General features: G+C 63.1%; 7 protein-coding genes and 3 pseudogenes. 6 read left to right on the forward strand and 4 right to left on the reverse strand.

The annotated features are described in order from the left end of the window. The 3 genes and pseudogenes from ON19_RS44165 to ON19_RS44875 all read right to left on the reverse strand — a co-directional run. Positions 1-559, reverse strand: a 559-nt coding sequence (locus tag ON19_RS44165) for a hypothetical protein (RefSeq protein ID WP_255218435.1), incomplete at its 3' end; no start/stop codon positions are given. 153 nt (positions 560-712) lie between these two features. Further along, positions 713-1,159, reverse strand: a pseudogene (locus ON19_RS44870) (recombinase family protein); the annotation flags it as partial. Further along, positions 1,156-1,800 (reverse strand): annotated as a pseudogene (locus ON19_RS44875) (recombinase family protein); the annotation flags it as partial. The pseudogenes ON19_RS44870 and ON19_RS44875, both read right to left, overlap by 4 nt. Positions 1,801-2,282: 482 nt before the next feature. Here ON19_RS44875 and ON19_RS45120 point away from each other — a divergent pair. From ON19_RS45120 to ON19_RS32155, 6 genes and pseudogenes are all read left to right on the forward strand, one after another. After that, positions 2,283-2,495 carry a hypothetical protein gene (locus tag ON19_RS45120; RefSeq protein WP_227954895.1) on the forward strand — a complete coding sequence of 71 codons (213 nt, stop codon included), beginning with the start codon at positions 2,283-2,285 and terminating at the stop codon, positions 2,493-2,495. Next, complete coding sequence (locus tag ON19_RS32135; RefSeq protein ID WP_043701421.1) at positions 2,492-2,689, forward strand: hypothetical protein; 198 nt, start codon at positions 2,492-2,494, stop codon at positions 2,687-2,689. Before ON19_RS45120 ends, ON19_RS32135 begins: the two co-directional genes overlap by 4 nt. Before the next feature lie 292 nt (positions 2,690-2,981). Next, positions 2,982-3,192: pseudogene (locus ON19_RS44170) on the forward strand (integrase catalytic domain-containing protein); the annotation flags it as partial. A 98-nt stretch (positions 3,193-3,290) separates the two neighbouring features. Beyond that, entirely contained in the window at positions 3,291-4,268 is a 978-nt protein-coding gene (locus ON19_RS40980; RefSeq protein ID WP_051169521.1) for a DUF6301 family protein, read from the forward strand. A gap of 141 nt (positions 4,269-4,409) precedes the next feature. Next, on the forward strand, positions 4,410-5,624 hold the full coding sequence (locus ON19_RS32150; RefSeq protein ID WP_218006514.1) for a hypothetical protein: 1,215 nt from the start codon (positions 4,410-4,412) through the stop codon (positions 5,622-5,624). Between the two features lie 885 nt (positions 5,625-6,509). Further along, positions 6,510-11,030 (forward strand): hypothetical protein, encoded by a 4,521-nt coding sequence (locus tag ON19_RS32155; RefSeq protein ID WP_043701425.1) that lies wholly within the window; start codon positions 6,510-6,512, stop codon positions 11,028-11,030. Between the two features lie 62 nt (positions 11,031-11,092). On the opposite strand, the gene ON19_RS32160 is transcribed toward ON19_RS32155, so the two are convergent. Further along, positions 11,093-13,105, reverse strand: coding sequence for a tetratricopeptide repeat protein (locus ON19_RS32160; protein WP_157229937.1), 2,013 nt, complete (start codon positions 13,103-13,105; stop codon positions 11,093-11,095). Positions 13,106-13,108: the final 3 nt, after the last annotated feature.

The following is a 13,108-nucleotide window of genomic DNA, read 5'->3' on the forward strand; positions in this document are numbered from 1 at the left end:
GGTGGTTGGTGTGGTTGTAGGTGGCGGTGAAGTGGAAGGCGTCGAGGAGTTGGCGCAGGAGGGGTGTGGGGAGTTCGGCGAGGTCGATGGGGGTGGTGGAGAGTTGGTCGAGTAGGTCGATGTTGTGGGCGGGTGGTGGTGGTTGCTGTTTGCGGAGTTCGGTGAGTTTGGTGGTTTGGGTGTGGTGTTGGGTGTCGAGGTCGCGGAGTTGGTTGTGGATGTGTTCGATGGCCGCCCTGTCGGTGTCGTAGTCGAATACGGCGAGGTTGCGCAGCAGCCGCTGGCGGGTGGTTTCGATGCGGTGGATTGCTTGCTGGGTGGCGTCGATGTCGGCGTGGTGTTGTTCGGCGGCGGCGGTGTCGGTGGTTTCGATGCTGGCGAGGAACAGTTCGCGTCGGTTGTGTCCGAACACGTGGGTGTTGAAGAAGGTAGTGATGGCGGTGAGGATTTCCGGTTCGGGGAGGTAGACGCTGGAGGGTTGTCCGGCGGGGCGTGGTGCTTTGGTTCGGGGTTGGCAGAAGTAGTAGGTGCGGGCTCCGCCGTCGGTTTTGCCGCACATGCGGTGGCCGCAGTGGGTGCAGGTGATGTAGGAGCGCAGTTTGTAGACGCGTCGGGTGCGGGGGTGTGGGTTGGGTGCGCCGGGGTAGGGGTCGCGGCGGGAGCGTTCGTGGCTGGTGCCGATGGTTTGGGCGGCGTCGTCGATCGAAATGATGGCGGGGTGTGCGGGTTGGGGTGACCAGATCCATTCGGTGACGGGTTTGGTGCGGCTGCGGTGGAGTGAGGTTTTTGCGCGGGTGCGGTTGTAGACCTGGTAGCCGGTGTATTTGGGGTTGTGCAGGATGTGGGAGACGGTGGAGACGGACCAGGCTCCGCCGGTGGGGGATGGGTAGCGGTCGGGGTGTTGGTTGAGTCGGTCGCAGATGCGTGAGTAGCCGAGTTGTTCGGTGATGCGCCAGGTGAAGATCTGGCGGAGGTGGGTGCGGTGTCCTCGTTGATCGCCAGAGTCGTCTTCGCCTGTCCGCGGGCGCGTTTGGCGGGGACGGGGTGGGGGATCCGGTTGGCGGAGTATCCGTGGGGGATTTTGCCGATGTTGTAGCCGGCTTTGATGTGTTGTTCGACGCCGGCGCGGGATTGTTCGAGGAGGTTGCGGACGTACCAGTCGGCGATGGCGCGGTTCATGCCGCGCAGCAGCATGGTGGTGGCGGCGGGATCACCGGTGGTGATTTCGATGGGTTCGTTGGCGCACCACAACTGGACGTCGTTCTGACGTAGCCGGTGTTCGAATTCGGTAGAGGCGCGGGTGTCGCGGGCGGTGCGGGAGACTTGTTCGGCGATCACGACCTCGAATCCACGATCCTTGGCTGCTGCCGCGGATAGCAGGTCGGAGATGCCGCCGTCACGCGGTACCGGCACATCGAAGCGGGTGTGGGCGGTGGAGTGGCCGCGGGCATCGAGGTCTAGTCGTCCGGTCTCGATGTCCCAGTCGTGCGCGACGATCGACACCGGGAACGGTAATCCGGCCAACTTCGCCTCGCATGTCGAGAGCTGCCGGGGTATGGACAGTGTGGGGTCCTGGGTGTCGTCGGTGGAGGTTCTGCCGACGAACGCGGCGCGGATGATGGGCGTGATCTGATCCGGGTGGGGTGGAGTGAGGCTGGCGATCAACTCCTCCACACTCACCGCGGCTGGCGTTTGACCGGTCGGCTCTAACTCATCGACGGCGTGGGTGTCGTAGCTGGGAACGGGGTGCCTGCCAGTGCTGGTGGAATATTCAACAGGGTTGGTTGGCCGATTCTCCATGCAGTACCTCCCGGATCACTTGTGCTTGCAGGATGGTGAGGTGGCAGTCTTACGCGCCGCCGAGGTGGTTGATGGTGTCAGTGACGGTCAGGCGTCGACCTCGGTGACTGCGTGCGTGTGGTTCCGCTTGTGAGGTGTCTGTGGGTTTGCTGTTCATGCTCGGTGCAATGTGGGTGCTGATGCAACGGCATTTGTCGGTAGTCGGGGCTGGACTGCGGAGCCCGGCATTAGGCATCTTGCCGGATGTCAAACCGATTGAAGATCGGCCGCTCTGGCAAAATACTTGCTGGTCAAAAAGTGTGCTCCCCGCACCCGCGGGGATGATCCGTCCCCGACCGTCCCGGTACGTCCCGGCCCGGTGTGCTCCCCGCACCCGCGGGGATGATCCGCGCTTTCGTACTTGAGCCGCCGACCGATCCCGGTGCTCCCCGCACCCGCGGGGATGATCCGATTTCTGTCGCCACATCAACTGCTTCGCGCGGGTGCTCCCCCCCAAGACCGACAACGGCTGGCGGCGCATCCTGCTGCCCGCCCACACCGTCGAGGCCGTCCGAGAGGCCGTCAAGGACCTGGAAGTCGGCGACCGCCCCAACCCGATGGGACTGCTGTTCCCGGCCCGCAACGGGTCGCTGCGCAACCCGAACAACTTCGGCCGCACCTGCGTGCAGCACGCGGGGAGAACTTCGCCTGGGTGACCCCGCGCACGTTCCGCAAAGGCGCGGCCACCGCGGTCGACCACGCCTACGGCGACCCCGAACGCGCCGCCCGCCAGCTCGGCAACACCCGCGCGGTGGCCAAGGCGCACTACATCGACGTCCCGGAGACCGTTCCGGACAATCGAGACGTGCTCGAGCGGTGGGCTCGGGGCTCCACCGGCCCGAAAACGTGAGATTTCTGTGAGAACCGCTCGAATCCGAGCCCGTCACCGGAACGAGAAAACCCCTTCCGACGCTGGTCGGAAGGGGTTTTCGCTGTCGGGCTGACAGGATTTGAACCTGCGACCACTTGACCCCCAGCTCTGGGCTAATGTCATTTGCACACGTCAAACCCGGTATTCGAGCATGCGGCAACATTCCAAACGTGCTGGTCGTTCTCGGCCGCGCATAGCGTGTGGCCCCAGATTGGCCCCAGCTTTCGACGGCCAGCCGAATGCCAAACGGCAGGTTTCTGGTTTGAGTCCGATCGTCGATGAGCACACTCGCGAATGTTTGGGCAGGCTGGTGGAACGCTAGGTCACTGCCGACAGGCTGATCGACGAGCTCGACCGCATCGCCGTGCAACGCGGCTACCCAGCCGCGCTGCGCTGCGACAACGGGCCGGAGCTGGCTGCCACGCGATGCGGGACTGGCTGGTGAACGCGTCCGGCTGGCATTCATCCCGCCGGGTCAGCCTGTTGGTATGCCTCGAAACGACGGTATGCCTGTGCTGGTGACGAACTCGTGGCTCGCCATGCACGACAAAATCGTTGAGCTGAAAGAACAAGGACTGATATGACCAGCTGGGTGGAGTTCACTGACGGCCTGACACAGCACCTAGCCACGTTGTCTGCCGGGATGGTCGTCATCATCGGTGAGGCAGACGAACCGAAGGAGCGCCGCCGCTTCGTCCAGTTCCGGCAGCTCGACACCATGATCTGGGCAGAGCTGCCCGGCGACAGCTGGCTTGCCCCCGACGTGCAAGTCGGAGACTCCGGTGGACAGATCATTGAGAGCGCTGGCTGGCAGCGACCAGACACCGACCACTGTGACAACTGGTGGTATGAATTGCGCTGGCCGGCCTCCTCGGACAGCTATCGACAGTTGGCGGCAAGGATGGTCACGGGTCTACGTGACGCCTTCGGAATCGCGGATCCGGCCACGTTGGTATACGAGGCATGGAACGAGCGCAGCGGCGAGACCGAACTGCCGCTTCTCGGTCTGTCAACGAAGACAGCACAGGCGACAGCGAGCATTGCTTCAAGCTCGGAGGAGCTCGCCGCCGCTTGGCGGGTGATGGGGCACTCGGACACCATCACACTTGCCAGGCAGCTGCAGTCGCTGGTCTGGTCGTGGCGGATGGATAACCTTATGCGGCTTCTCGTGGTCTTCGACTGGCGGGACCCGATCATCCAGTCGAGTGATTGGGTCCGCTTCGACAACGGCCTCGGGCCCGGCAGCTGTGACGTGATGGGCAACGGCGGTCACGCCGAACGTATCGAAATAGCCTTGACCACACTGGCTCCCGACGATGCGGCCGGTCGAGCTGCAGTACATGAGGCGTTCAGTGAAGCTGCTGCCGCACTGACCGCCGCGATCGGAGCGCCGACCGCAGAGATCGTCGACTCGATTCCCGAGATCCGATGGAGCGGTGAGGAAACAACCCTGCTGTTGACCGATCTGGGCTTGATGGTGCGACTGTGCTTGGTCACGAACACATGGTTGGCCCACTACGACGAGGTGAACCACCTGCAAGAACGGCGGACGAGCTGACGCAATCGCTCGTGGTGGATCTGTTGACTTGCGCGGCGTCTTGGAGGCAGCCGGTATACGGCTGCGCCCCAAAAGTCACCATCGGCAGGAGCGGGGTCGATGGATAGTCTCGCCGCGGCACTGCCAGCGGACCGCAGGCGTTTGGCTGCGCGTATCCGTGATGCGGGAACCGGTTCCGGGATATCGATTTCGCCGATCCGAGATCCGCGTTGTACTCTGGAGCCCTTGCCCTCAGACGGTGAGGTCACAGAAGTGGACCCGCCCATGTCGTTGAATCCCGGCCAGCCTGCCGCGACGGACCCAGGCTTGTTTCCCATTCCGCCGGGGCCAGAGCGCCGAAAGGTCGTCCAGAAGTACCGGGCGTTGGCCGAAGCGATCGGTCGCACGTGGACCGCGACGGTCAGAAGTGACGTCGCCCTGTACCCAGGAAGCCGGTTCGACATCGACTGCGAGCAGGTCGTCATCGACGCGGCCAGCGCGTCGGTCATCGCCCGCACCATCGACCAGCAGTTCGAGAATCTCCTGGCTCCGAATGATCAAGACACCTACAAGAAGTTCCGCGACAATGACACGGACGGTCGAATCGTGCGGGGCCTGACGCTGATTCGCAACGCTGATACCCACGCGGATTCGGTGATCGAGATGGATTCGAATCGTGTGGTCGGCGGTATGGCCGGTTGGCGGGTCTTCCCGGTCTGGAAGGCGCACGCCGATCTGCCCGCCGAGATTCAGAATCTGTCCGGCACCGCCCCTGGCGTACACAAGCGCTACCGGGACTGGGTCGCGGGACGACTGGTAGTGGAGACATTGCTCGATGTCCTGCGCTTCTACGATCGCTGTGATCCGTCACTTGCGCGTCGTTCGGACTCGGGAGACCTTGAGGGCTTTCCGCTTCGCGACTTGGGAGCGCCAGGTTACGACTGCCTTCACCCGTACTGGCTGCGGGAAAACGAGCTCAGCGAGCAATTGCTGGATCGCTTCAAGACCATGGCGCCGACCGGGCTCGGCCGTCGGATCCACCGAGCGGTTCCGCACGCCGATACGACCTTGCTCGTGGGCGTGACGGCACTGGGAGGCCACGGGATGTCGTTCATCGAGTCGGCCGAGCAGGTGGCTCGCGATATCGCGGGCGGATACGTCTACACTGCAGCGACCAGGGACGGCGACGTCGTTGTGGAGCAGCGCGACGGCGTGCTGATGGTGGAAGCCGACGCACTTGCCGATGTCGAGCTGCCCGCGAGCGACGGTGAAGAGTCGCTCGCTGAGGACGGCACCGACGATCGTATCTGCGCCTCCTGGGAGGCCCAGATGTCCGACGCGTTCTGGTACCGCGAGCATCGACGCCCGGTTCCCTGAGCAGCATCCGTGCCAGTTGATCGGCCAGCTATCCCTTCCCAGGCGCTAGCTGACGAGATTCTTCCTAGCTCTACGATCGTTGACCACGTGGTCAACGCAGAAAGATGGGTTGTGGCAGCCGATTTGGAGACACTGATCGCGCAGATCTGGAGTCCAGAAGTGCGCCCGCTGGCCGTGGACCTGTGGTCATCACATGTCGCGGTGGCACTGGGCTGAGCCGAAATGGAAACGTCAAGGATGCTAGGGCCGACTCGCGAGGAAGGCAGTCCATTCTGCACACTTTGTGTTCTTGAGCGACGCGAACGATCTTGCGTGCTTCGGCGGTGATACTGGGATCGGTACTGCGTTCGATGATCCGGGGTGCGGCATACAGAATTTCTGCGCGGGCGTTGGCACCCTCGCGGTTGCCTGTGTCGTCCTGATTCTCCATCGGTGCTCTCCTCCCGACCCGATCCAGTCTCCCAACGTAGCCCGGTATCGATCGCTGTGACGATCCGGGGGCGCGTTCGCTACCGGTTGCAAAGACGCGGCGATGTCGACAGGGGTTGAGCGTGACCACACCGGAATCACCATGTCCGAGGCGTCAGACGATCGGCCGCAGCCGACCTGTGGGAGGTAGTACTCAGCGTTCGCTGAAACTGTGCTGGTACAGCTTGGAGTGAAAGTTGCTGAAGGGATCTGCAATCGCCGAGCCGGAGCGAGGATGGATGGCGATTCCGCCGTCCTTGCAGGGGAGTGGTCTCTGAACTGTGGCTTTTGAGACCGCGCATACCTCACGGGCCGCGAGGGTTTCGGTTTGTCGGTGGCGTGTCGGATGATCGTGCCATGCCAGGATCTGTGTTTGCCTTCCACGTCCCGCGGGTGTGCAGGGTTCGTGGGAATGAGGTGACCGAGCAGGATCTGATCAGTCGGGATCTGGGGGCCTTCCGTCGGTCCGACGAGGAAGTCGTCGCGGACGATTCCGAGTTGACGGACGGGGTGCTCGCTTCTGCGTCGGTGGTAGCACGTGCGGGGGCGATGGTGGTGCTCGGTGAACCGGGTGCCGGGAAAACGTCGCTTCTGGCGGAGCGAATCAAGGATCTGCCGAAGTTGGTGGACGGATGGGACGGCCGCGGTGATTGTTGCCTGTGGGTGTCGGGTGCCGATCTGACCGAGTTCTCCTACGACGCGGAAATCGGGGGTCATCTGGCCGCGCTACCTCCGGTCGAGGAATCGAGCACAGAGTCCGGGGTGTTGACCGTCGTTCTCGATCAGGCGGACGAGAGCGCTATGCTTCGGCGTCTTCCGCGGAAGTTGGCGAAGTCATTGGGCGGGCGCGATACCCGCCGTGTGCGGTTCTTGTTGGCATGCCGCACTGCGGACTATCCAGTGGCGATGACATCGGTGCTGTCCCAGGCGTTCGGAGCGTGCTATTGCGTGGACTTAGCACCATTGAGCCGCGAAGAGGCGGTACAACTGGTCAATAGCGCCGGTGTTTCGGGCGAAGATCTGATCGCGAGGGTGGAGCAGGCCTCAGCGACCGTGCTGGCCAGCATTCCGTTGACCTTGGAGATGTTGGTGCGGACCTTCCGCGCCGATGGCGATCTTCCGGCCACACCGGAGGCATTGTTCGCTCGCGGGGTCGAGCTGTTGGCCGAGGATCCCGACCCTGAGCGCCTGAACGGTGCGATGCAGACCACCGCCGCGCAGCGTCTGGCCGTCGCCGGGCGAATCGCAGCCTGGACACTACTGTCGGGCCATCGGACGGTCTGGCGGGGCCACGGCCTGGAAGCGGGCCATTTCGATCTGCCCGGCGCCGATCTCGTCGGAGGCGGAGAGACCACGACGGCGGGGGCCTTCGACGTCACCGCCAAAGTGCTGCGGGAAACGCTGGCGACCGCCTTGTTCACCGGGCCGGACGAAAACCGTGTAGCGGTAAGACATTCCTCGGTCGCCGCCTACTTGGCAGCCCGCTACCTGGTGGAGCGAGGGACCAACGCGGCTCAGTTGGCGAACCTGCTCATGGTCGGTTCACCTGACGGAGAGAGCGCCAGTATTCCCGTCCCGCTTCGTGAAACGGCGTCGTGGATTGTAGCGATGCGTCCATCGTCCACGCAGTGGTTGGCCGCGGCCGACCCGGAAAGCCTGGCCGTGCACAGTGCGTTGGTTCGATCCGACGAGGTTCGCCGGCTCACCGTCGAGAAGCTGTTGGACCGCGCCGCGCGGGTCGAACTCGGCGACACGCGATGGATCCTGGCGAGATGGGACCTGCGCCATCCGCAGTTGGCCGGGCAGTTGGCCGAGGTCTTGGAAGGCGTGTCGGCGACAGCGAGTCAAGACTGGGACACCACGGCTCGGGTACGCATCGCGGTTCGTTTGGCTCGAGATGCCACAGATGCGGATCCGAGACTGGTCGCGGCATTGTTGACGGTGACTGCTGACAACGGCTGGCACTCGACCGAACGTCGGTTGGCAGCCCAAGCGGCGTTCGAACTGGCCCCCGAGCGCTCGGTGCCCGCACTGATCGAGGTGCTGGAATCGCTGAACTCGAACGCTGACGAACCCGTAGACCGCGAGCACGTCCTGCGTGGCGCATTGTTGAGCCTGTTGTGGCCCAACCACATCGACCTGCCCACGATGTTGACATCACTGCGGAACCCGCCCACACACCTCTATGGCACGACCACGGTTTTCCGGACCTTTCCGCGTACGGTGCCCGACGAGCAGATAGCGGATGTCCTCGCCTGGGCGCAGTTGGCGGTATGCCGACCCGGATCGATAGAAACAGGGTTCGTCTTCACAGACGACTACGACGGAGAATCGCTGCTCGACGCCATTTTCGATCGCGCGCTCGGCGCACCGGCGGTAGAACCGCACCTCGAGGCTCTCGCCGAGGTCGCGATGTGCTTGTTCCAGCAAAACCGTGACGCGCCGCTCCCGTCGTCCCTCCAACCGGACGCGAGCGGAGACGAACCCCCCCGTGTTCGCAGTATTCGCAGAATGCTGGCACAAGCCTTGGTCGAAGCAGCAGCTCACACGCCGTTGTCTCCACGCCAGGCGGCGTGGATGATCGTGCGCGATTGGAAAGCCGACTCCACTGTGCGGTGGTCGACCCCAGCTGATCATCCGGTTCGGCGGCAACTGTTGGGCACTGAGGATTTCGCGTGGGCGATGGACCAGGTTGTCGCCGCGTCGTCGACCTCGCGCGAGCCGATCATCGACATCTACGGAGAGATGGCCAGTTTCCTGTTCACGCGCCAGGATGAATCCGCGATGGCTCTGGCCTCCAATGAACAGCACCCAGCGTGGCCGTACCTCAAACGATTCGTCCAGCCGCAACCCGACGCCGTCGAGGGTCGGGCACCGCGACGTACTCCGTCCACGGAGGAGGACCAGCCCAGATGGTCGCAGCCAGAATTTCTGACCGATCTGAAACGGATTCTCGATGAAGCCCGCGCCGGGGACAACGGCAGTATGTGGCTCTTGGTCAAGAGACTTCAGATCGACCGGCAGACGGGGCGGCGCGGAAATCCGAGCGGACCGATGCGAGCCTGGCCCGCAGCGGCTGGTCTCGACGATCCGCTGTCGGATCTCGCTGAACTCGCTATACGGTATCTCTCCGCCGAGAACGACCACGCCGACGACTGGATCGAAAAGCAGGACACCGGCGACTGGCGCTCATGGTCGGGATACGCACTGCTCACCGAACTCGACAACGACCATCGACTCGGCGAACTGCCCGAATCAGCATGGGCTTCGTGGACGGCCTCGATCCTGAAAGAATTTGTCGGTGCGTCAACAAGCTTCGATGAACCCTCACGCCTCAGACTCCTGCGCCTGAGCGCCAGCCACGCACCCAAAGTGCTGGCGTGGCGCATGACCCAGATCGCGGTCTCGGCCCACCGACACAACCGCCACCCGTACGAACTGAAACCCATCGACTTCGGCTGGGACACCGAATTGCAGAGGACAGGCGAACAACTCCTGCTTCAACTCTCGATCGCAATCGGAGTCCTACCGGGATCGGCCCTCGCACAACGGCTCGATGATCCGTATCTTCATGACTTCGCACTGGTGCAAGATCGAGACGGAATCGAAGCCACGCTGGCAACATGGAATTTGTTCTTGACTCGACTGCTCGCCGTCGGCGGCGAGACAGCGCACATGGCAGCCGACGGCGCGGTGGCGGTCAGAGGTGACGATTCGATCAAAGGCCGTGCTGCTGTGCTCGCGGCCCAGTCCCTTCTCACGATCGACGCCAAAGCATGGTGGTCGCGCATCAGAGCCATGGTGAACGACAGCGCACAATTCGGTCTCGCCTTGTCCATCGCCTGCGTGCACACCGAGGCGGAAGTATCGATCTCGAAGGCCCTGGACGACGCCGAACTCGCCGAGATCTACCTCTGGCTCAGCAACCTCTACGCCCCAGAGGACGACGCCACTTCTTTCGAAGCCCACTTCGTCACCGAGGATGAGCAAGCGCGTCGGTGGCGGGACAGAACGCTCCAAGTTCTGGGAGAACGAGCCACCGCAGAAGCGATCCGCTGTTTGCGCGACCTCTCGCAACGCTACCCCGACCGCCTAGCGATCCTCGGGGCCCTGGTCACAGCGACCAAACAGTACGCTCTGGCAGGATGGAGTCGAGCCACCGCCCGCGATGTGATCGAGGTACTGAAGAACCCCGCCCAACGTGTCATCAGAGTCAGCACCGACCTATTGGTCGTGGTGGAGGAGGCTCTCGACGATATCGGGCGCGAGCTGGCATCTCACTGTGAACTGCTGTGGGATCGCACACCCGGGATCCGACGCAGGAAGAAGAATCCCGGCTCGGAAGACAAAGAAGATGTACTCGATCGCTGGCGGCCGAAACCCGAAGCAGCCCTGTGTGCCTACCTCGCACACGAACTGACCTTGAGACTGGGAGGCTATCGAGTGGCCGTCAACCGCGAGGTACTGATCCTTCCCACCGATCCCTACGGTGCCGGCGATCGCACCGACATCCTCATCGACGCCCACACACAGACCGTCGATACCGACGCGAGTCAGCACATCAAACTTGTCATCGAGGTGAAAGGCGCCTGGAACGTAGATGTCGAGACCGCCCAAGAGACCCAACTGGTCGATAGATACCTGCCCGAGGCACGCACCGAGGTCGGGATCTACCTCGTCGGCTGGTACCCGATCGAACTCTGGGACGCGGCCGGGGACAAGCGAAAAACCAAGGCGAAGAATCTTAATCCGTCCACCCTTATCGATGACCTGAAAGCCCAATCGCAGCAGTGGAAACAGGCATCGACGTTACATGTACGCCCCATAGTCATGACCATCCCCCGCCCATACCGACCAGACGACAAACAGGCCGTAAACAACGCAACAACAGGGGACACAACTGGAGCAAAAACCGACCGCGGCGAAACCCTGGAGTAGGGCCGAGGTGGGATCGTCGACCGCCGACCGGAGCAACCGTGTCGCGCAGGTGACGACACCACTCAGAAGATCGAGTCGTCGGCGTCGGGGAACTCCGCGGTCGGCAGTAGGCCGGTCCGAAGGATCTGTTGGAGAGGGTCGTTGTCGTCCGCCGCTGTCTGCCTGCGCTCGTAGGCGAGTGATGTCAACGCGCGTGCTGCTATGTCGTTGCCTGCCACGGTCCAGCGTCGAAGCTCGGCGATGTCTCCTCGAGTCGCGAGCAGATTCGCAAGGGCCGCTGTGGCGTAGCGGTCTCCGGCATCGGTGAGGTCGCGTAGTTCGACTTCGCACTGTTCGCCGGATTCGGCGAGCAGCGCGGCGAATTTGCGCTTGTCGCCCTTAGATCCGAGCCGGGCTTGTTGACGTGCGAGTGTCAGCGCTTCGTCTGTGCGGCCATTAGCCGCGAGCAGATCTATCAGCTCGCGGGCCGCGTAGATGTCGCCCGAACCTTCGAAAATTGTCTCCCATAGAGGGATTGCTTCGATCTTACGGTCTTGTGCTGCGAGCCAGTCGGTCGCGGCTCGAGCGGCAGCGACTTGCCCCGCTTGTGCGCGATGGAGCACCTCTTGCCAATGCCCATGCTGGATCAACCAGGCGGTTAGTTCACGTTGCGCGTAAGGATCTTCGTTGTCGGCGCGACGGCGGAGGTCGTCAATTCTGTTGGCGGCGAGAAGTATTCTGGCTACGCCGACATCGTCGTTCGGGGTGCCATCTTCCATCTCGGTCGCAATTTCGAGTGCTTCGTCGACTCGCCCTGCTTTTTGATAGAGGTGTAGCAGGCGCCATCGGCTGTCGTCGTCTTTGTCGGAGTATTGCCACAGGCGAACTCGTTCGATGGCTGCGTCTATCCCGTTCGTTTCGATCATTCGGGCGACGGCGGCGGATCGCGCGGCGTCATTGCCGGCCTCTGCCATCGCGTCGACTTCCTCGAAGCGATCGTTCGATTCGAGAAGTTCCACCAAATAGTGGCTCGAGTCGGCGCTTCGGAGGACGCCCTCCAACTCGTTCAGGCGGCCTAGGTCGGACAGGACCTCGTAAGCCTTCTGCACGGCCGAACGGTTCCCGGTGGCAGCACAGCTAAGGAGGTAGGCGACAATGTCCTCGATATTTTGTGTAGCAGTGAGGATTCGGACGATCTCACCGAGCGCCCAAGAGACATTTTGGTCATTTGCGACGAGTTCTCGGCACAGCGGTAGCGCTTCGATATCCGCGCCGGTGGCGACCAGTGCCCCGGCCAATCGGCGCACGTAGTCGAGTTTCGGGCCGGGTGTGTTGTCGATGAGTTGCTTCAGTAGTGGTATCGCCTGATCGGGACTTGCCTGTGCCGCCACCCAGCTCATGACCGATTCGTCCCCCGAGTTTCGAGCTGCGTGCAGTAGCTCGTGGGCTTTTTCTGGGCAACCTCGTCTGACGCGGAGCTTGGCGGCATCGAGGAGTGCGCCTGCTTGCCGATATAGGGCATCGGCGACGGAGAACAGAAGCCTGTCCTGGGCCGAACGTCCTGCCCGTTCGAGATCTTCGGTGACTGTGATGTGCCGGTGGACGGCGTTCCACGTTTCGCTCGGGATCAATACGCGCTCGCGTGCGTGACGGACATGCTGCTCGAGATAATCGGCGACGGTGTAGCCCGCGGTCTCGCCCAGAGCGTCTCCCGGCACGGTAGGAAGGGCAGCGGTGGCACCGAACAATAGCTCGGTGCAGTACCGCATCGCCTCGTCGAACGAATCGGGTCGGGCGTGGCGCCGGTGCTCCGGCTCGAGATAGCCCGCGGCGGCGGCGCGCAAGAATTCCCTCGGCAACGGTCCCAAGACGCCTACACGGTGGGCATCGACAGCTGCCGCGATGACAGCCTGGCCTAACGGGCCCGCCATGTCCCATCGCTGGATCAGAGCGGGAGCCGCGGCGAGGGTCTGGACCAGACCGTAGTCACCCACACCGAGCGCCGTAGCGAGACGAGCGTCGCCGATGGCACGGTCGGCGGCGTCACGCAATTCCTCGTCACTGAGTCGATGGGAGACCCGGACGATTGATGCCAACTC

The organism is Nocardia abscessus NBRC 100374, from assembly GCF_000308455.1.
Taxonomy (GTDB): Bacteria; Actinomycetota; Actinomycetes; order Mycobacteriales; family Mycobacteriaceae; genus Nocardia; species Nocardia abscessus.